22 protein-coding genes and 2 pseudogenes are annotated in these 23388 nt (G+C 68.8%); 16 read left to right on the forward strand and 8 right to left on the reverse strand.

Going from position 1 to position 23388, the window contains the following annotated elements:
* Positions 1-2 precede the first annotated feature (2 nt).
* Positions 3-1178 carry an FAD-dependent monooxygenase gene (locus Q2K21_RS32815; protein WP_310778760.1) on the forward strand — a complete coding sequence of 392 codons (1176 nt, stop codon included), beginning with the start codon at positions 3-5 and terminating at the stop codon, positions 1176-1178.
* Between the two features lie 66 nt (positions 1179-1244).
* Here the strand turns inward: Q2K21_RS32815 and Q2K21_RS35960 are convergent.
* Positions 1245-2111: pseudogene (locus tag Q2K21_RS35960) on the reverse strand (putative PEP-binding protein).
* 137 nt (positions 2112-2248) lie between these two features.
* The gene (locus Q2K21_RS32835) at positions 2249-2710 is read right to left on the reverse strand and encodes a hypothetical protein (RefSeq protein ID WP_310778771.1); all 462 of its coding nucleotides are present in this window, start codon (positions 2708-2710) and stop codon (positions 2249-2251) included.
* A 410-nt stretch (positions 2711-3120) separates the two neighbouring features.
* Between Q2K21_RS32835 and Q2K21_RS32840 the strand changes: the two genes are divergently transcribed.
* The 4 genes from Q2K21_RS32840 (at position 3121) to Q2K21_RS32855 (ending at position 6011) form a co-directional block, all read left to right on the forward strand.
* Positions 3121-4584 (forward strand): helix-turn-helix domain-containing protein, encoded by a 1464-nt coding sequence (locus Q2K21_RS32840; protein ID WP_310778774.1) that lies wholly within the window; start codon positions 3121-3123, stop codon positions 4582-4584.
* 65 nt (positions 4585-4649) lie between these two features.
* On the forward strand, positions 4650-4874 hold the full coding sequence (locus Q2K21_RS32845; RefSeq protein ID WP_310778778.1) for a hypothetical protein: 225 nt from the start codon (positions 4650-4652) through the stop codon (positions 4872-4874).
* The gene (locus tag Q2K21_RS32850) at positions 4871-5317 is read left to right on the forward strand and encodes a hypothetical protein (RefSeq protein WP_310778781.1); all 447 of its coding nucleotides are present in this window, start codon (positions 4871-4873) and stop codon (positions 5315-5317) included. Before Q2K21_RS32845 ends, Q2K21_RS32850 begins: the two co-directional genes overlap by 4 nt.
* Before the next feature lie 361 nt (positions 5318-5678).
* On the forward strand, positions 5679-6011 hold the full coding sequence (locus Q2K21_RS32855) for a hypothetical protein (RefSeq protein ID WP_310778784.1): 333 nt from the start codon (positions 5679-5681) through the stop codon (positions 6009-6011).
* Between the two features lie 36 nt (positions 6012-6047).
* On the opposite strand, the gene arsM is transcribed toward Q2K21_RS32855, so the two are convergent.
* Positions 6048-6941: an arsenite methyltransferase gene (arsM, locus tag Q2K21_RS32860; RefSeq protein ID WP_310778786.1), complete on the reverse strand. Its 894-nt coding sequence runs from the start codon at positions 6939-6941 to the stop codon at positions 6048-6050.
* A 105-nt stretch (positions 6942-7046) separates the two neighbouring features.
* On the opposite strand from arsM, the gene Q2K21_RS32865 reads away from it, so the two are divergent.
* From Q2K21_RS32865 to Q2K21_RS32895, 7 genes are all read left to right on the forward strand, one after another.
* The gene (locus tag Q2K21_RS32865; RefSeq protein WP_310778789.1) at positions 7047-7421 is read left to right on the forward strand and encodes an ArsR/SmtB family transcription factor; all 375 of its coding nucleotides are present in this window, start codon (positions 7047-7049) and stop codon (positions 7419-7421) included.
* Positions 7418-8152 (forward strand): aquaporin, encoded by a 735-nt coding sequence (locus tag Q2K21_RS32870; protein WP_310778792.1) that lies wholly within the window; start codon positions 7418-7420, stop codon positions 8150-8152. The genes Q2K21_RS32865 and Q2K21_RS32870 overlap by 4 nt, the downstream gene beginning before the upstream one ends.
* A gap of 30 nt (positions 8153-8182) precedes the next feature.
* Positions 8183-8605: an arsenate reductase ArsC gene (locus Q2K21_RS32875; RefSeq protein ID WP_310778795.1), complete on the forward strand. Its 423-nt coding sequence runs from the start codon at positions 8183-8185 to the stop codon at positions 8603-8605.
* A 188-nt stretch (positions 8606-8793) separates the two neighbouring features.
* Complete coding sequence (locus Q2K21_RS32880) at positions 8794-9063, forward strand: hypothetical protein (protein WP_310781424.1); 270 nt, start codon at positions 8794-8796, stop codon at positions 9061-9063.
* Between the two features lie 458 nt (positions 9064-9521).
* Positions 9522-10496 carry an STAS domain-containing protein gene (locus tag Q2K21_RS32885; RefSeq protein WP_310778798.1) on the forward strand — a complete coding sequence of 325 codons (975 nt, stop codon included), beginning with the start codon at positions 9522-9524 and terminating at the stop codon, positions 10494-10496.
* A gap of 242 nt (positions 10497-10738) precedes the next feature.
* Positions 10739-11251 (forward strand): DUF5994 family protein, encoded by a 513-nt coding sequence (locus Q2K21_RS32890; protein ID WP_310778801.1) that lies wholly within the window; start codon positions 10739-10741, stop codon positions 11249-11251.
* 142 nt (positions 11252-11393) lie between these two features.
* The gene (locus Q2K21_RS32895) at positions 11394-12587 is read left to right on the forward strand and encodes a PP2C family protein-serine/threonine phosphatase (protein WP_310781362.1); all 1194 of its coding nucleotides are present in this window, start codon (positions 11394-11396) and stop codon (positions 12585-12587) included.
* Between the two features lie 2 nt (positions 12588-12589).
* Here Q2K21_RS32895 and Q2K21_RS32900 read toward each other — a convergent pair whose 3' ends face one another.
* A complete protein-coding gene (locus Q2K21_RS32900) occupies positions 12590-13072 on the reverse strand; it encodes a DUF5994 family protein (protein WP_310778805.1) in 483 nt (160 codons plus the stop codon).
* 834 nt (positions 13073-13906) lie between these two features.
* Between Q2K21_RS32900 and Q2K21_RS32905 the strand changes: the two are divergent.
* Positions 13907-14280: pseudogene (locus tag Q2K21_RS32905) on the forward strand (VOC family protein); the annotation flags it as partial.
* 263 nt (positions 14281-14543) lie between these two features.
* On the opposite strand, the gene Q2K21_RS32910 reads toward Q2K21_RS32905, so the two are convergent.
* Positions 14544-15701, reverse strand: coding sequence for a Dyp-type peroxidase (locus tag Q2K21_RS32910; protein ID WP_310778808.1), 1158 nt, complete (start codon positions 15699-15701; stop codon positions 14544-14546).
* A gap of 87 nt (positions 15702-15788) precedes the next feature.
* On the opposite strand from Q2K21_RS32910, the gene Q2K21_RS32915 reads away from it, so the two are divergent.
* Positions 15789-17129 (forward strand): right-handed parallel beta-helix repeat-containing protein, encoded by a 1341-nt coding sequence (locus Q2K21_RS32915; RefSeq protein ID WP_310778811.1) that lies wholly within the window; start codon positions 15789-15791, stop codon positions 17127-17129.
* A 16-nt stretch (positions 17130-17145) separates the two neighbouring features.
* On the opposite strand, the gene Q2K21_RS32920 is transcribed toward Q2K21_RS32915, so the two are convergent.
* The 3 genes from Q2K21_RS32920 to Q2K21_RS32930 all read right to left on the reverse strand — a co-directional run bounded on the left by Q2K21_RS32920 (position 17146) and on the right by Q2K21_RS32930 (position 21791).
* Positions 17146-17826, reverse strand: a complete 681-nt coding sequence (locus Q2K21_RS32920) for a hypothetical protein (RefSeq protein WP_310778814.1) — start codon at positions 17824-17826, stop codon at positions 17146-17148.
* 319 nt (positions 17827-18145) lie between these two features.
* A complete protein-coding gene (locus Q2K21_RS32925; protein WP_310781363.1) occupies positions 18146-20566 on the reverse strand; it encodes an SdrD B-like domain-containing protein in 2421 nt (806 codons plus the stop codon).
* Positions 20567-21350: 784 nt separating this feature from the next.
* Positions 21351-21791 carry a hypothetical protein gene (locus tag Q2K21_RS32930; RefSeq protein ID WP_310778817.1) on the reverse strand — a complete coding sequence of 147 codons (441 nt, stop codon included), beginning with the start codon at positions 21789-21791 and terminating at the stop codon, positions 21351-21353.
* Positions 21792-22035: 244 nt separating this feature from the next.
* Here Q2K21_RS32930 and Q2K21_RS32935 point away from each other — a divergent pair, with 244 nt between their 5' ends.
* Together Q2K21_RS32935 and Q2K21_RS32940 are read left to right on the forward strand one after the other, a co-directional pair.
* On the forward strand, positions 22036-22356 hold the full coding sequence (locus tag Q2K21_RS32935; RefSeq protein WP_310778819.1) for a GYD domain-containing protein: 321 nt from the start codon (positions 22036-22038) through the stop codon (positions 22354-22356).
* 171 nt (positions 22357-22527) lie between these two features.
* The gene (locus Q2K21_RS32940; RefSeq protein ID WP_310778822.1) at positions 22528-23310 is read left to right on the forward strand and encodes a VOC family protein; all 783 of its coding nucleotides are present in this window, start codon (positions 22528-22530) and stop codon (positions 23308-23310) included.
* The last annotated feature ends 78 nt before the right edge of the window (positions 23311-23388 follow it).

Consider the following 23388-nt stretch of genomic DNA (forward strand, 5'->3'; position numbering starts at 1 on the left):
ACATGGCACCCGACAGGGAAATACCCAAGGTCTTGGTCGTCGGAGCTGGCATAGGCGGCTTGACAGCCGCCATCGCATTGCGTCGCTTCGGAATCGACGTCGAGATCTACGAACGCGCGTCGCAGATGCGCACCGCAGGGACCGGATTGTCGATCAACAGCAACGCTACTACCGCCCTCCGCTCCATAGGAATCGATCTTGGTCTGGAAAAGCGCGGCCAAATCGTCGAGCAATTCAGAATGATGAACCGCCACGGGAAACTCATCCGAGAACAGCCCGTCAAGGAACTCTTTGCCCGAGCCGGAGCTCCCAGTTTTTCCATCAGCCGCTCGGAACTCCAGAAGGCGCTCCTCGACGAGGCGACAGGAATTCCGCTGACGCTGAACGCCACCATGACGCATTACACCCAGGACGAGGGCAGCGTCACCGCACATTTTGAGGATGGAACCGAGGCACGCGGTGACTTCCTCATCGGCGCGGACGGATTCAAATCTGCCGTGCGGCGTCAATTGTCCGGCCTTCAGGACGTCAGAGAAGCCGGATATATTTGCTGGCTTGCCATCACAGAATTCTCGCATCCGAAAATAAAGCCCGGTTACGTCGGGCACTACTGGGGGAGTGGCCAACGCTTCGGCATCGTCGACATCGGCGACGGACGCGTCTACTGGTGGGGCACCAAGAACATGCCACCCGCCTTGTCCCACGACTGGGCCGGCGGCAAGAAGGAGGTCGCCGACACCTTCTCGGGTTGGGCGGACGAAGTGCGGGAGATCATCGACCAAACCTCCGACGACGCCATTCTGAACGTCCCTGCGCGCGATCGCGCCTTTCTGGAGCGCTGGGGCGATGGCCGCGTCACACTTCTTGGCGACGCCGCCCATCCCATGCTCACCAGCCTTGCCATGGGATCCGCCATGGCGATCGAGGATGCCGTCGTGTTGGCGTCCACGCTCGCCGACGCGCCCGGCATGGGCCCGCAGGCGCTACGCGCCTACGAGGGTCACCGAGTTGAGCGGACACGGACGATGGTCGACAAGTCTCGTTCCCTGAGCAAGGTGGAACAACTCGAGGGACCGATTCAGTGTCTCCTCCGGGACACCTTCATGCGTCTCATTCCCAAGTCGGCGCTGATACGCAACAACGAGGAAGCAGTGACGTTCAGGAATCCTGTCTCCTGACCCCGCCGCCGCCCCGGAACCCGCTGTCGTTCCGGGGCGGCACCCAAGGCGACGCCGCGGTGAAGTTCAGACGGAGGGCGGCACGATCGAGGTGCAGCACTGCTCGACGAGTCGCCAGACCTCTTCTGGGGTTTCGCGGGTGTGGGCAGCGGCTGCCAGGGAGGCGCAGGTGTCGTGGCGGAGTCGGCGGATGCGGGCGCGGACCTCGTCGAGGGCGGCGGGGCCGACCGAGAGGCTGTCGCAGCCGAGGCCGGGGAGAAGGGGGATCACGAGGGGGTGCGCGGCGGCGTCACCGCAGACGGAGACAACGATCGCGGCGGTGGGCGACGGTGACGACGCGGGAGATGGCGTCGAGTACGGCGGGGTGTGCCGCCATGGCGGGGGTGGCACTGGGGTCACGTCGGTCCAGGCCCGGGATCTGGCAGGTGAGGTCGTTGCTGCCGATGGAGAAGAAGGCAGCTTCGCGCGCGAGGTCATCGGCCGCGGCCACCGCTTCCGGGAGTTCGACCATGATGCCCAGGGGTGGCATCGGGATGCCGGCCTCGGTGGCCGCGGCCTCAAGGAGGCGTCGGCATGCGCGTAGTTCGTCGACGCTCGCGACCATGGGAATCATGATCCGCAGGTCGTGTCGGCCCCGGCGCTGAGCAAGCTGCGGAACTGATCGGCGAAGGCATCCGGTTGGGCGAGCATGAGGGGCAACCCGCGCCCGAGCCGCCCGCCCTCGCGGCCCTCGGCGAGGAACGGCGGCAGTTTGTCGTCGGCGAAGTCGAACGTGCGAGCCGTGACGACCTGCCCGGTGAGCGCGCGCCGGACGGGGACGAGGGTGGCCGCGTGCTGCTTGCGAATGGGCCAGGCGCGATGGTTGAGGAAGGGCAGCTCGGTGCGGAGCAGGCCGACGCCTTCGGCGCCCGTGGTCAGGGCCGCGTCGGGCACGGGCCCCCCTTACGCCCGGGTTCCCGGTGGGCCGGGCCGAGGTGGCGGAACTGCTGGAACGGCCACTGCCCGAAAGCAACTTGGCCTTCGAGCTGCGACCGTTCCAGGTCCTCACGCTACGGCTGCGAGCGGAGTGACTACTTGCGTCCCACGCCCTTCTCGCCGATGTGGAAGATCCTGTGGCTGCCGCGGGTCATGTCGACGACCAGCTTGGTGGTGGTGCCGCTGCCCCAGGTGAAGGTGACGACGGCCTCCGTGTGGTTGCCGGCGGTGCCGTTGTCGGTGACCTTCCAGGCGAGCGGGACGTTCTGGGCGCGCAGGACGCCGTCGGCGTGCTCCCGGTCCTCCCAGGCCGCCAGCTCCTTCTGGAAGGCGGGGGTGAGGTAGTGGCTGCGCAGGGCCTTTCCGAGGTTGCCCCTGTCCTCGTCGAGCACCGCGTCGATGTAGGTGCCGTAGAAGTCGGCGATGCGAGTGATGTTGTCGGACGTCTTGCCGCTGACGCTGCGCGGGGCGCCGGCGGAGGCCTGGGCGGTGGCGCCGAGGCCGAGAGCGATGGCGAGGACGCCGGCGGTCAGGACGGTGCGGGTCTTGCTGCTCATGTGTGTTCCCTGTTTTTCGAGTCGTGACGAATCGCGCCGAACGGCGCTGTCGGTGGCCGATGGGCCGCCCTCCCCACCCCCGTGGCGGAGGGCGGCCCCAGTCATGCGGTCAGTGGAAGAGCGTCGCGCCGAGGGCGAAGCCCGTGACGACTAGCGCGAGGAGCGGGCTTGCGCGGGTGCGCTTGGGCATGGGTGTCCCCCGTGGATGAGTACATGGGTGTCGTCCATCGCCCGCCGTCGGCTGGTCGGTCCGTCCCTGGTCGGTGCGACACCAGGAGCATCGGCCGTCACGGCGGCCCGGCGCAACGCTGGACGCCCATCCGGCGACGGTGGAACCATCCCAGCCCATCTGACGTGCAGGTATATGGACCGCCTGGGATACGGGGACACGTGGGAGGACGGGGGGAACGGTGTCGACCGGGGACGACGTCGAGCAGTTCGCGGTGCTGCTGCGCCGACTGAAGGACCGCACGGACCGGAGCTACGGCTCTCTGGCCCGGCGCCTCAACATGAACACCTCCACGCTGCACCGCTACTGCGCGGGCGAGGCGGTCCCGCAGGACTACGCCCCGGTGGAGCGCCTGGCCGCCTTCTGCGGGGCGACACCGGAGGAACGCCACGAACTGCACCGCCTGTGGCTGCTCGCGGTGACGGCACGACAGCGGCCGAGGGCGCGTGAGGGGGCGGCGGAGCCGGCAACGGCCGAGGAGGCAGCGGAGCCGACGAACGCCAAGGGGGTGCCGGAGCCGGCAGGGGGCCGACGGGCTTCGGGTCCGGACAGCCGGACGGCGCTGGGCACGGGTAGCAGCGCGGACGGCATCGGTGGTGACGGGAGCGGCAGGAGCGGTGCACCTCGGCGACTCGAGGCGAGCACGTCCGACGCGGGCGCATCCGACGCCGGGCTGCCCGCTTCCGACCCTCCCGTACCGGGTGGTCCCGAGCCGACGATCCAGTGGGACGCGGCCCGCTCGACCGGACGGCCCTGGTACCGCCGTCGCCGTACCGTCGTCGGCGCCGCCGCGGCGACCGTGCTGCTGGCGACGCTGGGCAGTCTGTCGGCGCTGTCGGCCGACCGGTCTCACGACAGCTCGGCCAAGGTCGCCGGTCAGTCCCGTACGGCAGGAACCAGTACGTCGCCCCACCCCTCGGCCGCGGCGACCAGTGCTTCCCCCAGCCGTTCGTCGGCCTCGCCCTCCGCGGGAGTACGGGCTTCGGGGAGCCCCAAGCCGAAGGGCGGACCGTCGGCGGACGCGAAGAGCGACGCCCCCGCGCCGACCGGTGTGCCGCTCGCCTGGACCGCCGACTCGCAGATCTGGGACGGTGGTTGCGGGCACGACTACGTCATCCAGAAGGAGCCGGCCCAGGTGCCCCCGCCGCCGGTGGAGCAGGACGCCGGGGTGTGGGCGGCAACGCAGGAGGCCGTGCCGGGACGGCAGACGATGGTGCAGATCTCGGTGCAGGGGAAGTCGTCCACGGCCGTGGTCCTGGAGGCCCTCCGGGTCCGTATCGTCAGCCGCGGCACCCCGGTCACCGGCAACGCGTACGCCATGGGCCAAGGCTGCGGCGGCGACCTGACGCCCCGTGACTTCTCCGTGAACCTGGACGTCAACCGCCCGATCGCCCACGCGCGCGCCGTGGAGTTCCCCTACCGCGTCTCCGCCGAGGACCCGGAGGTGTTGCTGGTCACCGCGACGACCGAGACCTACGACTGCAAGTGGTACCTGGAACTCGCCTGGTCCTCCCAGGGCCGCACCGGCACGGTGCGCATCGACGACCACGGCCGCCCGTTCCGCACCAGTGGCATCAAGGGCCTGCCCCACTACTGGTACGGCACGAACGGCCACGGTGTGCGACAGTGGGTGCCCGCCGACTGACATCCAGGCTGACATCAGCGACTACGAACAGCCGCAGTTGTCGGCGGTCGCCCACGACCCCAGTGGTGGATTCGATCAAGGAGCGCGTCGACGCGCGCGGGGTGTCCGGCTACATCGCGGCCGCCGCCGCTCATCAGGACGCCATGGACCGACTGCGCAAGTTGGCCGAACGCCTCGAAGAAGAGCACGGCGCCGTGACGGACGACGAGCAGCAGGCAGCACGGGACCGCATCGCCGCCATTGACGGCTGGCATGACGAACAGCCATCGAGTTCGGACGAGGCCGCGTGAGCCGCACCGCCCGAGCCAAGCCGCACCGGCCGCGACAACGCGTCTTCGTGTTCGACTCCGAGGCCCTCTCCAAGGTGGTTCAGGGCGATCGGGAGATGGCCGCGCTGATCAAGACGGCTCCGCGGCTCGACATCCCGATCGTCACCTCGGCACTCACGACCTTGGAAGCATGGGACCCTCGCGAAACGTCAAGGCAGGCACTGTGGAACTGGACGCTGTCCCGGATCCGCATCGTGCACACGGACGACCAGGTGATCGCCATGGCGCGCGACATGCTGAAGGCAGCCGGCCTGCATGGGCACAAGTACGCCATCGATGCCATCCTGGCGGCTGTGGCCGGGCGGGAAGCCTCGCAGGGAGCCGAGGCAACGGTCTTCACCTACGACACCGACGACATGCATCAACTCCTCGCGGGACACTCTGTGCGCGTCGAGAAGGTCTGACGAGACGCCGCCCGCACCTCACTCCGACCACTCGCCGGCTCCCTTGAGCAACCCAAGCCCTCGCCAGACAGCATCCACCGGCACGCATTCAGCACACATGGGAACGGGAAGCGCCATGAACACGCGAGAACTATGGAGGAGTGTTTTCCTTGGCCGGACACCCTGTGGCCCACATCTTCGCAGGTCACAGCCCCGATCCGGGAAAACTCCTAAAGCGGGTGTCGCAGGTTCGAATCCTGCCGGGGGCACAGAGAAACACCAGGTCAGGAGCCCTTCCGTCCAGCGGACGGGAGGGCTCCTGCGCTTCCAGCACACATATGGCACACATGCCGTGCGCGCGGATGGTGGGGAGCTGTGCAGGATGCCCGTCAGGGATGAGCTGGCCCGGCGGCGGTACGAGAAGCTCGTGGACCGGCTTGAGTCACTGATGCGGGCGGCTCTGAAACCCGAGTACAGGGGCTACTACGGGCAGTTGATCCTGAGCGGCGAAGATCTCGCGGAGATGGGCAAACTGAAGGATGTCCGGCGTGCCGCTCGCGAGGCCGGCCACCAGCTCGGATGGAAGACCACCACCCATCTGGTCGGTGACCGGCTCTTCGTCCTTGACGAGCGGGAAGTGCCCGACGAGATCGAGCGGATCGCCGGTGATGCGGCAGGCGCGGCCATGGACCGGGCCCGGCGTGATGGCCGCTGAACCGGCAGCTGGCACCACGCGCTTACGCGCATGAGCTCAGTTCTGGCATCGGCATCCCGACGCCGTCTTGGCTTCGCCGACGGTCAGGGTGGGGTCGGCTGAGGATTCGTCCGGGGTGCAGCAGGCGTTGACTCCGCAGCAGGCATCGGCCGGCTCGGCAGCCTCGGAGGAAGTGTCGGCCGTGACCGGCTTCGTGGCACGGACGATTGCCGAGTGCATTCCGTCCGCGACCGAATGGGTCGGGGTGATCTCGATGTCCGAGAACCCCGCGGCTTCCAGCCCTGCGCGGTACTCGGCGAAGGAGAGTGCGCCGGCGATGCAGCCGACGTAGTCGCCGCGCTCGGCTCGCTGCTCCGGTGTGAGGGTGTCGTCGGCGACGACGTCGGAGACGCCGATTCGGCCGCCGGACTTGAGAACGCGGAAGGTCTCGGAGAAGACGGCGGGCTTGTCGACGGAAAGGTTGATCACGCAGTTCGAGATCACCACGTCGATGGTGTTCGTGGGCAGCGGGACGGACTCGATGGTGCCCTTGAGGAACTCGACGTTCGTCGCGCCCGCCTTCTCGGCGTTGGCCAGGGCCAAGGCCAGCATCTCGTCAGTCATGTCCAGCCCGTAGGCCTTGCCGGTGGGGCCGACACGGCGGGCGGAGAGCAGCACGTCGATGCCGCCGCCGGAGCCGAGGTCGAGGACGCGTTCACCCTCACGCAGTTCTGCGACGGCGGTCGGGTTGCCGCAACCGAGGGAGGCGGCCACGGTCTCGGCAGGCAGTGCGTCGCGCTCGTCGGCGGCGTACAGGGTCGAGCCGAAGTTCTCGTCGACCTCGACCGGCTGCGGTCCGCAACAAGCGGCGCCGCCTTCGGCGACCTTCACGGCTGCGGCGGCGTAGCGCTGGCGGACGGTTTCGCGCAGGTCGGTGGACTGCTCGCTCATGTCTCACTCCCAGGTGACGGGGCATGGCGGTGCCCCGGAACGGCCTGTATTGACGTTCATTGATGCAAGCTTGCGCCTTGAATCGAAAGACGTCAACATAGAGGAATGTCGAAACAAGAGCTTGAGGTGATCGGGCAGGACGCCGCGTGTTGCGCGGGTCTGTCCACCACGCCGCTGGATGAGGCCCAGGCGGCCGAGCTGGCGAAGGTGTTCAAGGCCCTGGGCGACCCGGTCCGCCTGCGGCTGATGTCGATGATCGCGTCGCGCGGTGAAGGCGGCGAGGTCTGCGTGTGCGAGCTGACGCCGGCCTTCGAGCTGTCCCAGCCGACGATCTCCCACCACCTCAAGCTGCTCCGGCAGGCCGGACTCATCGACTGCGAGCGGCGCGGGACCTGGGTGTACTACTGGGTGCAGCCCGGCGTCCTGGACCGGCTCGCCGCATTCCTCACCGCGCCGCAGACCGCCGGAGCCACAGCGTGACCGCGGCCCTGGGTCGACGGCTCGCCGCTGAAGCCGTGGGGACCGGGCTGCTGGTGGTCGTGGTGGTCGGCTCCGGCATCCAGGCGACCGAGCTGTCGCGCGACGTGGGCGTGCAGCTGCTCGCCAACTCCGTCGCCACCGTCTTCGGCCTGGGCGTGCTGATCGCTCTGCTCGGGCCGGTCTCCGGCGCGCACTTCAACCCGGCCGTCACCCTGGCCGCCTGGTTCACCGGCCGCCACAAGGCCGACGGCCTCACCCTGCGGGACGTGGCCGCGTACGTGCCCGCACAGATCGCCGGGGCCATCGGCGGGGCGATCCTGGCCGACGCAATGTTCGCCAAGCCGCTGGTCCAGTGGTCCACGCACGACCGGTCCGCCTCTCACCTGTGGCTCGGCGAGGTGGTCGCCACGGCCGGGCTGATCCTGCTCATCTTCGGACTCGAACGCATCGGCAATGCCCCCCTCGCACCGGTTGCCGTTGCCTCGTACATCGGTGCCGCCTACTGGTTCACCTCCTCCACCTCCTTCGCGAACCCGGCAGTCACCATCGGCCGGGCCTTCACCGACACCTTCGCCGGAATCGCCCCCGCCTCCGTCGCCCCCTTCATCGCGGCCCAACTAGCAGGAGCTGCGCTCGGGCTGGGCGCCGTGATCGCGGTGTATGGCCGTCCCGTCCCCGCCGCTGACGAGGTCGTCGTCCCACACGGCGAACCCGAGCTCGCCTCCTCCTGACCCACTCCGCTCTCCCGAAAGACGCCTGCCATGAGCACCCCCGCCCCGCGCCCCTCGGTCCTGTTCGTCTGCGTCCACAACGCCGGCCGCTCGCAGATGGGTGCTGCCTTCCTGACCCGCCTGGGGGGTGACCAGGTCGAGGTCCGCTCGGCCGGCTCCGCCCCTGCCGACGCGGTCAACCCTGCCGTCGTCCAGGCAATGGCGGAGGTCGGCATCGACATCTCCGCCGAGACACCCAAAGTCCTCACCACCGAGGCGGTGCAGTCCTCGGACGTGGTGATCACGATGGGCTGCGGGGACGCCTGCCCCGTCTTCCCCGGCAAGCAGTACCTGGACTGGCAGCTGGACGATCCCGCCGGGCAGGGTGTCGACGCCGTACGACCGATCCGGGACGCCATCGAACAGCAGGTACGTGACCTGCTCGCCGAACTCGGGATCACCGCGGCGGTGTGACCACCACGGCCGTCGGCGTGACATCGGCCCCCGGCGCGGATAGAGCGCTCATCACGCTGCGCCCTCTTCGAGAACGACCACCGCCTCCGCGGTGCGGGGTACTCCAGGCGGGGAGCGGGTGCCGTGGGCACGGCTGCCAGTCCGTGCCGGACCAGTCCGGCGGCGTCGTCGCGCCCTACGGTGCCTCGATGGCCAACTTCCGTGACGACCTGGCCGCCTTCAAGGCCGGCTGGTCATGCGCACCCGGGACCTGCTGGACGAACTCCTCAAGGACCAGGAGGCACCGTGGGGACGCGGACGGCCTGCTGTACATCGTGAACTCCACGGCCGCCTACCTCGCGGCCATGCCGCATATCCTGGACGAGATAAGCAACGTCACGGGCGCCCACGCCTTCCACGTGCGCAACCTGCCCCTGCTGAAGGGCCAGCGCGTCACAGTCAGCCGCCTCAAGACCTGATCCTTCAGACGCCCTGTCGTCGGGGCAAGTCCGCCCGCGCGTCAGGCCGCCTGACGGGAGGGCGTTCGGTTCACCACGTCATAGGGGTGGAGGACAACGCTGGAGGTGGCCTTCGCAAGCCGGGCCTGGCGCGAGCCCATGCGCTCGTACTCGCCGCAGAGCCCGGACCAGGGGACGGCCCGTGAGGTAATGCGGCCCTACCGTGCCGCGCGCCCGTCGAAGCAGCCGCTTCCGGTTGCGGCCGACGTACGGTTGAAGTACCGAGGGCACCACGTACTCCGGCCGCCACCGCCGGGTCGTCCTCGGCGAGAGACGAAGCCCGGGCCGCCCCAGTGGTCGGCGCGGAGACGGGTCGGCATCATGTGCGCCGCGGTCGAAGCAACTCCGCGCAAGCTCATCATGGCAGGGGCCGCGCTGAGCACCCGTGCAGGTCCGCAACCCCGCCGAAGGGAGGCGTGATGACCTTTTCCCGGCTGGACATCCATCGGCGGAACCGAGGAGAGCGGACGCTCGTCACGCTTGCCGGCGACATCGGGCCGGCCACGACGCCGCTGCTGCGGGCCGCAGTGGAGCAGTGTCTGCTGGACGGCGTCACCGAGATCGACGTCGACCTGACCACGGTCGGCTCCTGCGACGCCAGGGGCTTGGACGTCCTCCTGTCGGCATCACGGCGCGCCAGCCGGGTCCACGCTCGCCTGCGGCTGCACCATCCGTGCGCGCAGATCGCCCGGCTCCTCGATGCCACCGGATCGAATTCGCTGCTCCTTACGGCCCCCGTGAGTCCCGTGCCGCCCGCCGCATCCGGCGACCTCATGAGTACCGCGACGCGGGCGCCCGAGGACCCTGCTCGTCGGGTGGATCAGCCGGTCCTCAGGGACGGGATCCGCCTTCGCCGGCTGACCCGCTGGCAGGCAGAAGACATGCGCGAGGACATCGCTGACCTGGCTGCGGAGTCCGTCGCGGGCACCGCCGGCGAGGCGTACCACGACCGCGGAGACTTCCTGCACCGCTTGGCGGTCACTGCCCACCGCCCCGGCTTCGCCCTGCTGGTCGCCGAGACGACGGTGCTAGTCGGTTGCGCCTTCGGTTTTCCGGTGGGCTCTGACGACTCCGGTCGCGGGGGGTTCGACGGAACGCTCCAGGAAATCATCCAGCGGCTCACCTCCCGCGCACGGTTCGTCGTCCTCACCCAGGTCGTGGCCCATCCGCACGCTCAGCACCGCGATATCGCCCGCCGCCTGCAACAGCGTCTGCTCACAGACCTGCACTCCTCCCTCGGGGTCACCGTGCTGCATCCTGCCGACCAGGCAGGACAAGCCGCCTTCTCGTCCTGGGGCTGGCAGAACATGGGTGAGGTCGTCGGGCTGCCCGGCCCCGTCGCCCCCTGCGTGTTGACCCTGTCTGCCGAAGGGCAGCCCTCGGCACGCCGATGATGTGGCAGAGGAACGATGAGCCCGCGGTCGTACCCGGCCAGGGCCGTCACGCCACGCGTCGTCCGCCGTACGGACGTGCCTCGACGCGACGGCTGTCTGCCTCTCCACGCGCCACACCGCTTGCCACGGCCGGGCGTAGCCTGACAGGTACCGAGAACTTTCGGGCGCACGATCACGGCGGCGCCGTTCCCGGCGAGTAACAGACACGGGCAGCCGGAAACCGCCCGGAATGGGATCGCACGATGAACGCCATCACAAAGCCCGCCGAAGGTACGGCGCCAGGTGACGGACACACCTACCGGATGCCCTTGCCCCGGCTGCGCCTCACGCCGGATGTCAGCCATGGCCCGCTGGACGGCGAATGGTGGCCGCGCTGCGACGCACTGGAACTGGAGCTGCCCGCGCTGGTCGGCTCCTTGGATCCGAGCATCGGCACCGTCACCCGCGTGACCGTGGGGACCGCCGCCTGGCCCGATGCCCCGCACGAGGTGATGGCGCCCGGCCATGTGATCGAGGTGGTCCTGACCGATCTCGCCGCCGAGGCGCACGCCATCACCATGGACTGCGGCACCGTGGGACGCTGGGAACTGCTGGTGATCCCCCCGGATGAGCCAGCCGGAGCGGCCACCCGGCTGCTGACCGCTGCCGCCGACCCCGAAAACCCACTGTCGGTTCCGCGCCTGCTGGCACTCGTCGAGAGCGGCCTCGACGGACAAGACACATGGGAGTCGGAAGGAGGGTCCGGACTCAGGTGAGAGGCCCGATCCGGACGGGCCCGGGTGACGGGGCCAGTCCCGGGGCGTCTACAACCCCTCGACGAGGGAGCGATGACACTGGCAGACCCTGCGCCGTCCCAGCCCGCCGCTCCGATCGACTCGGATCATGGCGGGTGAGGGGATGACGGCCGGACAGCGAGCGGACCGCTTCGAGAGCTTCGGGGAAGCTCTGCTGGGAGAGGTCCTCGATCGCGCGCATGAATTGCCGCCCCATCTCATCGGGCCATTGGTCGCCGACGTGGTGGAACGGCTCGGGGGCCGCCGGCCGCAGGTGCTGCTGCAGGACTACGGCCAACTGCTGCTCGTACCCCTGCCCGGCGACGGCCTCACGGACGGCGAACCGCAGGTGATCGACGACTCCGAGGCAGGCCGCTGTTTTCTCGACGCTCACCCCGTCGAACTGTCCGAGGACGACGGCGTGCGGGTTCACCTGCCACTGCTGGACGGCGGCGACCAGGTCGGGGTCATGGCAGTGACGTTGGACAGCGTCGATGACCACGACCGCCGCATACTGCGCAGGATCGCCGGCCTGGTGGCCGACCTGCTCGTGACCAAGCACGGCTACTCCGACCTCTTCTTCGGTGTCCGACGCAGGGAACCGATGAGCGTCGCCGCCGAGATCCAGTGGGCCCTGCTGCCACCGCTGGCAATGATCATGCCTCGGGTCGCCGTGGCCGGGATCCTGGAACCCGCCTATGACGTGGCGGGTGACAGCTTCGACTACGCCCTCAACGGAGACGTCCTCCACGTGGCCATGATCGACGCGATGGGGCACGGACTGGACGCGGCCACGATGGCGACCGTGGCCATCGGCTCCTACCGCCACGCCCGCCGCGCCGGCACCGGGCTGCCGGAGATCTACGCCTTCATGGACCGCGCTGTGGCGGACCAGTTCGGCCCCGAGCACTTCGTCACCGCGCAAATGCTGCAGCTGGACACCACGACGGGGCATCTTCAGTGGGTCAACGCCGGGCACCCGTCACCGATGCTCGTCCGTGATCACCGCGTCACACTCCGGCTGACCGGTCCGACGACCCTCCCTGTCGGCTTCGGGGGTCCGCAACCGCAGACGAGCGAGATGAAGCTGGAGCCGGGGGACCGCCTCCTCTGCTTCACGGACGGACTGATCGAGGAGCACAAGACCGGGGAGGACGAGTTCGGGGAGGACCTGATGATCGACTGGGTGAACCAGTTGGAGAGAACCGGCCGCGGAATCCGGGCGGTGGCGCGGTCCCTGTCCCACACGCTCAAGCGGGCGCGGGGCGGACACACCACGGATGACGCGACGCTGCTCCTGGTGGAGTGGCGCGGCTGACCTCACTCTGGCGGCACCTGCGCGCTTCCTGTGTTGATGAGTATCTGATTCGCCTGGGTGACGTTGTCGGCCCGGACGGCCTGAGCCATCGCGGCGCGGGCGGCCTCGGGTGCTGTGTCCGGCGGAACCACCAGCAGCGAGAAGATGTCCTGGTCACCTCGGGTGATCAGCACGGTGTCGTCGCCCAGCGGAAAGGAGTCGATGTGCACCACCCGGTCGTCGAGGATGATCCGCGTCGGGAGCCCTTCCCAGGCCGTGGTGTCCAGCCCGACGCGCGTGAGGGGGCCGAGATGGCCGGTGAGGGCGCTCAGCAGCGCGGGCAGCTCGGCGGCGATGTCGCGCGACCGCGGCCACCACGCACCGTCGAGGACGCCTTCGCGCGACTCCGTGGTCTCCAGCCTGAGCAGCGCACATCCCGGCTGCACGGCCTCGTGAACACCGCTGGGCAGATGCCGGGAAACAGGCCGTGCATCGGAGCCGGTCATGAGGATCACCCGTCTTCGGGAATCGGTGCGATCACGGGACTCGCCTCGCCTTTTACACGCTACTCCTCGTGCCACGGGGCCGATTTTCAAGATTCGCCCTGTCCCGGGCAGCCAGCTGGCCAGAACGGATTCGGCACACATGAGACCGGGAAACCCCGGGAACACGTGAGAACTACAGAGGGGTGTTTCCCCAGGTCAGACGCCATTTGGCTGCTGTTTCCGCAGGTCACAGCCCTTTCCAGGGGAAACTCCTAAAGCGGGTGTCGCAGGTTCGAATCCTGCCGGGGGCACAGACAGAAGAGCCAGCTCAGGGGGGTTTTCCTCCCAGGCTGGCCCTTCGTCGTATCCGGGGTCGTGCCACACGCGTGCCACTGGAGTCCACGCGGAGTCCACGCGGAGTCCACATCCCCTGGGTAGAGGGTCGGTGACTCTCACTGTTGGATATGGACGTGCCGAAGAGCGATGACTACGCGAGAACCAGCATGCGACTGACCATATGGGGCTGCCTTGCCGGGTTGGCCGTGGCCTTGGCTATCCCGGTGTACATAGTGGTGGCCGTGCTCCTGGGCGGGATGCCGACCCCTTGAAGCTATCGGCCGCCCAGTGGCACGTCCTCTTGCGGTGCAGGTGGCGGATGGAGCGAGCCGCGCAGTCGTTGTCTCAATGCGTGTTCGTGAGCTGCACTAGCACAACAGCCCGCAGCTCAAGCCTAGTTGTATCTCACTCCGTCGTTCGGGGCATGAGGGGCTCGAAGGCGTAGGCGCACATGGGGAGTGCGATGCTCTGACGGTGTGCGAGTGGTAGGAAGTTCACCGGGCTGACGGCCCAGGTACTTTGAATCACACCATCATCCATGCCCGGGACAACCGGGAGTCGGCCGAGTTCCTGGCGCACATCCTGGGGCTCGAGGTCGGGACCGAGTGGGGCCCGTTCATTCCGGTGGTCACCAGCAACGGGGTCACCCTGGACTTCGCCGCCATCCCGGCGGAGTCAATCATCATGCAGCACCACGCGTTCCTCGTTTCCGACGAGGAGTTCGACGCGGCCTTCGCGCGTATCCGGCAAGCCGGGATCACGTACTACGCGCCGATCCGCATCTGAAGCAGCCTGAAGAGATCAACCACCACCACGGTGGACGCGGCCTGTATTTCATGGATCCGGCCGGGCACGGCATGGAGATCATCACGCGGCCCTATGGCAGCCACCAGCAGCAGCCGATGGCATCGCGAGGAAGTGGCAGGCCAGGGGGCACCCCGGCCTGCCACTCCGCGGGGGACTTCAACTGCCGTGAGTTTTCTGCCGAGTCCAGCCTGCTTGCTGGTGACCGGGTGTGGTCGCCAGGGGCGTATCGGCTCCACGTTCCGCCGGTCTCGTTGCGGAGCCGGGTGGTGGTCTTGGCGCCCGGCTCCCTCCTGGCCCGAGCCGCTGCCGGTCAGCCACCTGATCAGGCCAGACGACGGGCACGGCGGGATCAGCCGAACAGCTGGGAACCGAGCGGGTGTTGCCGGTCGAAGCCGGGGAGGATCAGGAATGTCGCGCTGGCGGTTGTGGTGGTGAATTGCAGCAGTGCGTCGGAGGTGTCCATGTGGGTGAGGGTGGCGGTGAAGGTCCGCAGGTCGTTCTGGAAGCTGATGAAGAGCAGGCCGGGGGCGGGCTCGTCGGTGCTGTAGGAGCGGCGGAGCATGAGCCCGACCCCGACCACGGCGGCGTGCGCTCTGCGCACGTGGGAGTCCGCGGGGACGAGATAGCGCCCGTCCGGTGTCTTGGCTCCGAGTTCCGGGCCGGAGGCGACGGTGCCGCCGGAGAGGGGGACGCCGCTGGCCCGACGCCGCCCGAAGACCGCTTCCTGCTCGGCCACGGACAGGGCGGCGAACCGCGGCAGGTCGAGTTCCATGCGCCGCAGTACGGCAAGGGTGCCGCCAGCGACCGCGGTGGGACCGGCGAGCCACAGGTCGCGTTGTTGTTCGGCGGTCGTGTGCGGGCCCACGATGCCGTCGATGAATCCGAGCGGATTCCTTGGCGCGGTAAGGCCGTTGCCGAGGGGCACGTTCGTACCGCGGCGTGCGGACTGCCGCCAGCGTTCGTGGATGCGGTCACCGGCCTGGTCCAGGAGCGCGGCGGCGGCGACCGATAAGAGCAGCGCGTCGCTGGCGCAAATCTGTATCAGCAGGTCTCCGCCGCGTGCTTGCGGGGCGATCCGCTCGCGGGAGAACCGCGGGAGGTCGGCCGCGCCGGGCAGCGAGGCACCGACCGCGCGCACCAGTCGGGGGCCGACGCCGACGGTCACGGTGAGGTCGCCCGGCGGCAGGCCCAGCAGTCTTGGGTCGGTCCCCGAGGTGAGTGTGCGGATGGCCTGGCCGAGTTCGGCCAGTAACGGACCGGGAGCCACGGAGGCACCGAGGTCAGCCACCACGGCGAGCAGGTTGGGCTGGGCCGGCTGAGGGACGGTGATGCCTGCCTGGTGGCGGCCCATAGCCACCACCGGCATGGGCGTGGCCGCTGTGGAAGGGGCGTGCCGGCCTGGCTGGGCGGAGTCCGATGTGCACCCGGCGGTCAGACCGACGGCCACCATGGCGCCGGTGACATCGAGAAACGTGCGGCGCGACGGGTGGTGATCGGCTCGGTGCATGGTGTGCAGGGTGCCACACCCTGATCGCGCATGCCGGTCAACTTCCCAATTCTCGCGTGCAATTCGCCGTCATGACAGACTGGGATCATGCCTCGATTAGCTCTTCGCGTGGTGGCGGCGGTACTGGGCACGCTGACACTTGTGGTCGGCTGCAGCGGCGGTGACGGCGGATCGGGCAAGGGCCGGCGACCGACCGGTGCGCATGTGACGATCCGAGTGCCTGGCGATGCCCCGACGATCTCGGATGCGGTGTCGTTGGCTCGGCCCGGTGACCTGGTGCTGGTCGCCCCCGGCGTGTACCACGAGTCGGTGAAGGTCTCCACGCCTCGTGTCACTCTTCGTGGTGAGTCCCGGGACAAGGTCGTCATCGACGGGCGGTTGCAGCAGCCGAACGGCATTGTCGTCACCGCGCCCGGGGTGGCCGTGGAGAACCTGACCGTGGAGAACAACACGCAGAACGGGGTCCTGGTCACCGGTTCGGCGAAAGCGGCCGCCGGGCTGCCGGGGCAAAGCGGCGGCTACGACACCGGCGATGAGCCCGTCACCTTCCTGAAGTCGTTCCTGGTCTCGTACGTGACCGCGACCCGCAACGGTCTGTACGGCATCTACGCGTTCTCCGCGCAGAACGGTGTCATCGAGCACTCGTACGCGTCCGGCGGGGCCGACTCGGGGATCTACGTCGGGCAGTGCAAGCCGTGTCACATCGTGGTGCGGAACAACGTCGCCGAACTCAACGCGATCGGTTACGAAGGCACCAACGCCAGCGGAGACATGTACGTGGTCGGCAACCGCCTGGTCGGCAACCGGGTCGGCCTGACCACCAACTCCGACCACCAGGAGAAGCTGCTCCCTCAAAAGGGCGCCGTCATCGCGGGCAATCTGATCGCTGCCAACCAGCAGAAGGCCACCCCGGAGCAGGCCGACGGCGGGTGGGGCACCGGCATCGGCATCGACGGCGGCAGCGACAACCGGTTCATCCGCAACCGCGTCGCCGGCAACAGCAACGCCGGACTGGTGATCACCGCAACCGCCGACGTCCCTCCGGTCGGCAACCAGATCGTGGACAACACGTTCACCGGCAACGGCGTCGACGTCGGCTGGAGGTTCCCCACCGCCACGCGGGGACGGGGCAACTGCCTGCGCGGCAACGATCTACGAAAGACGGTGCCCGCCCGGCTCGCGACGACCGCGTCCTGTCCGCTTCCGGCCCGGTCGCCCTCGCCGTACGGCAGGTGGGCGACGCCGACGGCACCCGGCGGTATCCCGTTCACCGAGGTGGCGAGGCCCGGCCCGCAGCCGCAGTTCCCCCACGCCCTCACTACGGGCGCCACCGCTGTCCCGGCCGTTCCGGCCCTGCCGGACACGGCAGACATCCCGCTGCCGTCGGCGTCCCTGCTCGCCGCGCACGCGCGGGTGCGGACGTCCTGAGCGTCCTGAGCAGCGGCTACCGCGTCGGGGTGACTCCGGGTACCGGCTTGACCGGAACGTACTTCTGGGTGTCGAAATCGATGACCACCGGCTGCGACTCGGAACTCACCTTGACGCGGACCCGGTACATGGTGCCGTCCGAACCGACCCAGTAGCGCACGTTGCCGGCCGTGTCGGAGCGCTCACGGGAGGACGGCCCGGTCATGACGTCCACCCGACGCCCGTCCACCTGGTCTCGTCCCCACCAGGTGGCGCCGTTCTGCGGCAGCAGTTCGGCGTTGTCCGGCCGGTCGCTGCCAAGACGGAGTGCGATGGCCAGCGAACTGTCCAGAGCGCTGCCGGACGACTGGAGCGGACGGCTGTACCAGCCCGAGCGGGGCGGCGACGCGGGTGCGTGCGCCGAGGCGTTCGCCATCGGGTGGACGAACACGGCGGTGGCCGTCCACTCGATGAGCCCGTCGCTGGATGTGTCGCGCCCGGTGCCGTGCACCACGCCGTAACCGAGCTTGCCCCGGTAGTCGACGGACCCGGTGACGACCAGCCCACCGGCGGTGCCCGGCACAGTGATCGTCACCGCGCGGCCCTTCGCCTCGTAGTTACGGAACCGCGTGATCGCCAGGCGGTTCGCCTCATCCGACGTCAGTGCGCGCGGGCCGCTGGGGCCGGAGCCGCCGCCGGCGACCAGGAACGCGGCCACGGCGACGGCCGCTGTGCCGATGAAGGCTGCCGCCCAGCGTGGCCGCAGCCATCGGCGCCGGTCAGCCGCACGGCCTGGTAAAGCTTGCTGGATTCTCACGCTCCGCACGCGGCTCGACGCTGACACTCTTCTGATTCACCCTCTCAATTCACCACACTGCTCGGCCGCCGCGCGGTCGCGGCGGCACTCGGCAGTCCGGTGACAGACGACGCGAAGGCCGGCCCTCATGGACCGGCCGAGACGTGGTCTGCCTGCCCGCGCCATCCGGATCGCGGGCAGGCAGATCACTGTTGTTCGGTTCGTTCGTTGTTCGGTTCATTCAGTGTGTCTGGGCGCGACGCTTCCGGCTCACGAACGCGATGACCAGGCCCGTACCCACCAGCAGACCGACGAGGGCGATCATCACTGGCAGCCCGGACATACCGGTGTGCGCCAGCGAGCCCGAGTCTCCACCGGCCGGGGCCGGGTTGTTGGCAGGCGGCGCGGGTGACGGCGACGTAGAGGCCGGTGGCGAGGTCGGCGTCGCGGTCGCGCTCGGGGACGGCGTCGGTGTCGGCGTCGGGGTTGCCTTCGGGATGTACACCCCGGCGTCGATCGTGTGATCGACCCCTCCCGGCTTGTCCGGCGCCGTGACGGGCGCGTAGCCGTTGCACAACTGACCGGTGGTCGGCGGGGTCACGTTGGAGTCATGCGCACGGTTGGTACCGGCCCGTGGAAGCGTGAACCTCAGCTCGCTCGCCGGGGGTTGGCCCGGCACCTTGCTGGTGTCCGCGGTGCACACGTCGAACTGCACCGTGTACTTCGCGCCCGGCGTGAGCTCGTACGCGGCGCCGACACCACCGAAGTAGTACTCGCCGGCGTCATTGGTCCTGGTCGTGGCGACCTGTTTGCCGTCCGCGTCCAGCAGGTTGATCGTCGCCCCCGGCAGCAGCACGTGCCCCGGGTCCTGGATCCCGTTGTGGTCGCCGTCGAACCACACGACGTTGCCGATCTGGATCGGCGCGTTCGCCGCCGCGTACGCGATGTCACCGAGCCCACCGGCCTTGCCGAACCCGTTCTGTTCCTGGCCTACGAACTGGTACGCGTTGGCGGCCGGAGCGTTGCCCGGGCCCTGACCGGTCGTGATGTTGTGGTAACCGGTCCCGGCGGTTTCGATGTTGACGGTCGGGTCGAACTCCGTGCTGACGACCCACTGCTGCTGCGGGATATAGGCCACCGACCCCAGCGCGGTTTCCTCGTGCCCGGCGGCAAAGAAGTCGCCCGGGAAGTATTCGACGACACCGTTGTCCTGGCCGCCATTGGTGGCGGGAGTGGCGTGGTTGGGGCAGTTTCCGGTGCCTTCCCACGCGTATCCACCGGTGGGGTCGGCGCAGGCCATGTTGATGTCACCACCGGACATGCCGAGTTCCGGCGTGTTGTTCCCCGGGCGAGGGTCCAGCCCCTTCGCACTGAGAACGTCCATGAACCGGTCGCGGAAACCCAGAATCATCGAACCGTCGCGGCCGAAGGCGAGAGAGGCCAGCTCCGGCTGCGGATCGATGAACGCACCGCCCACCTTCCCTTCGTCCCACGTGGTCAGAGATGTGTTCCACGGGTTCCAGTGGGTGGCCTGGGCGACGTCACCGGCACCGCGAAAGACGGTGCCGCGCTTGTCGGTGAGCGCGTGGGTCAGCACCGTGGTGAACCGCTCGCCGTCGTAGGTGTAGACGACGGCTTTCAGGTCCGCGCGCTTCTGCGTGCTCTCCGCGTTGCACACTCCGCCGACGTAGAGCTTGTTGTCGTGCGTGGCCAGGCCGAACGGCCGCCAGTCGTTGGGTGTCGCGCACCCCGGGTCCGGGATCCGCACCGTCGACTTGGGCACCGAGGCGGTGGCCCCCGTGGCGTCGAAGCTCACCAGGCTGCGGGTCAGCAGGTTCACCGCGTACAGCGTGGAGCCGTCCTCCGACAGGGTCAGGCCACCGATGCTCTCCTTGCCCGGTGCGTCGGTGAACCCGGGGTCCTTGATCATGTTGGCGGTGTCGTGCGGCGTCACCGCGGCGGCCGGCACACGCGCGAACAGCTCCGGGGCACCCCCGCCGTTGACCGGCACCGTATAGATCGCGCCGGCGCCCTTCGGCCCGTACGGGGCGTACCGGCGGGCGAACGCGCTCTGGAACAGCCGGGTCCGGTACTTGTCGTACGCCAACCCGAACGTCGTGCCCACCTGGTCCTGCGTGGCCAGCGTGGTCGGGCACGCCACATCGGTAGGACACGTGCCCCGGGTCTTCGTCCCGAACGCCACCAATGCCCGGGTGTCGGTTCCGTTGGCGCCGTTCTGGACCGGCACGAAGTAGCGCGAGTCCGGCAGCGCGTAGTCGGCCGGATCCCACACCCCCGTCACCACCGAGGCGTTCTTTCCGTCCGACACATCCACGAACGACGTGAAGCTGTCGAAGTGGTTCTCCGTCGTCGACGCGGGCGCCGCCTGCAGATAGTCGCTGTACGGTGCCGGGATGCTGACATCGACGCGGTATTGGCCGCCGCTCAGCACGGCCGACCCCGACACCACGACCTTTCCGGTGGCATCCGTGACGCCGGTGACCTCATGTCCAGCGGGGTCGGAGACCTCCACCTTCATGCCCCGCTGCGGCACGTCCATCGTCGCGTTGATCACGCCGGTGCCGAAGAAGTCGCGCAGCACCTGCACCGTCAGCGTGCCGTCGTCGGTCGAAGCGGCGGCCGGTGCAGCCGTCGCTCCCATGGCGCCGCCTGCCAGTAAGAGAACAGATAAGCCCGTGCGCGCCAGTGGCTCCACAAGTCTGTGGGCCGACCGGCGCGAGTCTCTGTCGACTCGGTTCATGGCATCACACTCCACACTTCTCTTGTCACGAAAACGAAGCACCCGCTTTTTTCGCTGCACGTCCCCTTCGTGGCCCCGGACACGGGCGCCAATCGCGGACGCGAAGGAAAAGAAAAGGGCCCGCCGCTGCCGCGTGGACCGATTTGTGATGATCGTTTGAGGATATTGCGGGCGAGTTGTAAATGCCGCAGGCCGGGGGCGGCGAACGCGCGATCAGAGCCTTGGGCAGGACCGCCCTGCGTTGTGTGTTTTTGCAGCTCAATCACGGCACCCTCGCCCCCACCGCCAACCTCACCGACCGCCATCGCGAGCAGCGCGCGACATTCTACGCACTGGAGTCTCGCCGTCACCAACAGAATCCCTGGCATCCATCGGGATCCGCGGTAATCCCCGAGCGTCGGAGAATGGTGACCGGAAGAATGTGCGACAGCAACGTAATGGCCGAATCCGGTCCCCTCGAATGTGTGATGCCCAAGGTTTGTGCGGGCAACATCTGCCGCCTTCACCTCTGCCGGGGATTCCCGAATCCACGTCCAGACGAAGATCAATGGGCGACGCGGGGGATCGCTGCGGTTCCCTCTCCGGTCGCCTGCCCGGCTTATGGCTGGGCCCTGGCTGCCCTATGCCGACGGCCGCCCGGTGGGGCTCGTGGTGCCCCTGCCGGACGGCCGTCACACCATGACGGTCAGCTGTCGGAGCGGAACGCTCCGTGGACTCGCAGGTTGCCCTGGATCGCCACCTGGTCGTCGTTGACGTGCATGACCCATGCATCCTCGGTACGGACCGACAGGAGCCGGTTGGCGTTCACCTTCCCCAGGAACAGCGACTCCCCGTGGACGACCAGCCGGAACCGCTCGTGATCGGTCGTCAGCTTGTCCCTGACCGTCAGGTCGCCCGCGACGACGGCACCCCCGACCTCCAGGTTCCGCATGGGCCGGAGATCGCCGTTGACTGTGAGGTCACCACCGACGACGGCGTCCTCGGCGTCTAGCCTGCCGTGGACGACCAACCGGGCCGGGTCCGCCTGTGTCTCCAGCACGTCGACGACGGTCAGCCCGCCTTCGACGGTAAGGCGTTCCTTCACCCTGGCCCGACGGGTGACCAGGTCGTTGAGGTCTGAACCCAACAGGAGGGCCGAAGACCGTTCCTTGCGGTCTTCGGCCCTCCGGCCACGTGTCGCACCGTACGGTCGTTTCCCAGCGTCTCCGTCCGGCTGTCGCACCAGTCGAGGCAGCAGCCGATGACGCCGCGATCAGCGGAAAGAGGTTCAGGTTCCAACGAGTGAATCCGGCCGTTCCATGAGTAGCGGGGGACGGGACGGCGGGAAGGCCATTCTGCGTACCGGACAGCGACGGGCAGGAAGCATCCCTATGCCGAAGTTCCTCATCCAGGCCACCTACACGCCCGAGGGCACCAAGGGTCTGCTCAAGGAAGGGGCGAGTGGCCGCGGCGCCGCCGTCGACCAGGCCGTCACCGGCCTCGGCGGGCAGGTCGAGGCCATGTACTTCGCCTTCGGGGAGGACGACATCGTGCTCATCGTCGACTTCCCCGACCCGGTCTCCATGGCCGCCGTCAGCCTCTCCGTCAAGGCCAGCGGAGCCCTCCACACCCGGGCCACCCCTCTCCTCACCCTCGACGAGATCGATGAGGCCGCCCGTCGGCAGGTCGCCTTTCGCGCCCCCGGCAGGTGAATCCCGGAACCGAGAACACATCTGCACTCCGCACCCAGCCCATGGGCCCAGGCAGCCAAGGCCCGCCGACCCGCACCGCACAGCGCCCCATCGCTCCCGACCACGCGGCGGCGGCCCCTCCGCCTTCGCAGAGCGGCCGCAGGCCGGTATCGGACTCTTAGGAGAAAACGCATGCTCGGCACCGCCTTTCGCACCGGCTCACCCAACTGGATCGACCTCGGCAGCCCCGACACGGACGCGGCTGCCGCCTTCTACGGCGCCGTCTTCGGGTGGCAGTTCGTGTCCGCCGGGCCCGATGCGGGCGGGTACGGCTTCTTCCAGAAGGAGGGGAAGACCGTCGGCGCCGTCGGGCCGCTGACCGAGGAGGGAGCCAAGTCGGCCTGGACGACGTACTTCCAGAGTGACGACATCCAGGCCACCGCCCGGGACGTGGTCGCCGGCGGGGGCAGTGTGCGCACCGAACCCATGGACGTGATGGGCGAGGGCTGGATGGCCCAGTTCACCGATCCCCAGGGGGCCCGGTTCGCCGTATGGCAGCCCGGGAGGACCAAGGGCCTGGAGAAGACGTCCGAGGACAACACGCTCGTGTGGGTGGAGCTGCACGTAGCCGATCCGGAAGCAGCAATCCGCTTCTACAAAGGGCTGTTCGGCTGGCGCTCCGCGGTGATGCAGGCACCTGGCCTGACGTACCAGGTACTCAGCATCAGGGACGGTGACCAGCAGGAGGGGGCCTTCGGCGGCGTGGCGCCGCTTCAGGGTGAGCAGGGGGAGACGCGCTGGGTGCCGTACTTCGCCGTGGCCGACGCGGATGCCGTCGTCGCGGCGGTGCAGGGGAACGGCGGGACCGTCGTCGTGCCGGCCGCAGACGTGCCGGAGGTCGGGCGCATCGCCTGGCTGGGGGATCCGAGCCAGGCGGTGTTCGCCGTGCTGAAGCCGAACCCGCGCCAGGGCTGACCGCTGCCGGTGAGGACCATCAGGTCGCCGCGGGCCGCGGCAAGCCGGCGGATGACGGAGAGAACGCGGCCGTCACCG

Source organism: Streptomyces sp. CGMCC 4.7035 (assembly GCF_031583065.1).
GTDB lineage: Bacteria > Actinomycetota > Actinomycetes > Streptomycetales > Streptomycetaceae > Streptomyces > Streptomyces yaanensis.

Bases quoted from the DNA above. Each gene is read 5' to 3' on its own strand.
- Q2K21_RS32815 (WP_310778760.1), top strand. From the start codon at position 3: ATGGCACCCGACAGGGAAATACCCAAGGTCTTGGTCGTCGGAGCTGGC.
- Q2K21_RS32835 (WP_310778771.1), bottom strand. From the start codon at position 2,710: ATGAGCAGCAAGACCCGCACCGTCCTGACCGCCGGCGTCCTCGCCATC.
- Q2K21_RS32855 (WP_310778784.1), top strand. From the start codon at position 5,679: ATGCCCGTCAGGGATGAGCTGGCCCGGCGGCGGTACGAGAAGCTCGTG.
- arsM (WP_310778786.1), bottom strand. From the start codon at position 6,941: ATGAGCGAGCAGTCCACCGACCTGCGCGAAACCGTCCGCCAGCGCTAC.
- Q2K21_RS32865 (WP_310778789.1), top strand. From the start codon at position 7,047: ATGTCGAAACAAGAGCTTGAGGTGATCGGGCAGGACGCCGCGTGTTGC.
- Q2K21_RS32875 (WP_310778795.1), top strand. From the start codon at position 8,183: ATGAGCACCCCCGCCCCGCGCCCCTCGGTCCTGTTCGTCTGCGTCCAC.
- Q2K21_RS32880 (WP_310781424.1), top strand. From the start codon at position 8,794: ATGGCCAACTTCCGTGACGACCTGGCCGCCTTCAAGGCCGGCTGGTCA.
- Q2K21_RS32885 (WP_310778798.1), top strand. From the start codon at position 9,522: ATGACCTTTTCCCGGCTGGACATCCATCGGCGGAACCGAGGAGAGCGG.
- Q2K21_RS32890 (WP_310778801.1), top strand. From the start codon at position 10,739: ATGAACGCCATCACAAAGCCCGCCGAAGGTACGGCGCCAGGTGACGGA.
- Q2K21_RS32895 (WP_310781362.1), top strand. From the start codon at position 11,394: ATGACGGCCGGACAGCGAGCGGACCGCTTCGAGAGCTTCGGGGAAGCT.
- Q2K21_RS32900 (WP_310778805.1), bottom strand. From the start codon at position 13,072: ATGACCGGCTCCGATGCACGGCCTGTTTCCCGGCATCTGCCCAGCGGT.
- Q2K21_RS32910 (WP_310778808.1), bottom strand. From the start codon at position 15,701: ATGCACCGAGCCGATCACCACCCGTCGCGCCGCACGTTTCTCGATGTC.
- Q2K21_RS32915 (WP_310778811.1), top strand. From the start codon at position 15,789: ATGCCTCGATTAGCTCTTCGCGTGGTGGCGGCGGTACTGGGCACGCTG.
- Q2K21_RS32925 (WP_310781363.1), bottom strand. From the start codon at position 20,566: ATGGGAGCGACGGCTGCACCGGCCGCCGCTTCGACCGACGACGGCACG.
- Q2K21_RS32935 (WP_310778819.1), top strand. From the start codon at position 22,036: ATGCCGAAGTTCCTCATCCAGGCCACCTACACGCCCGAGGGCACCAAG.
- Q2K21_RS32940 (WP_310778822.1), top strand. From the start codon at position 22,528: ATGCTCGGCACCGCCTTTCGCACCGGCTCACCCAACTGGATCGACCTC.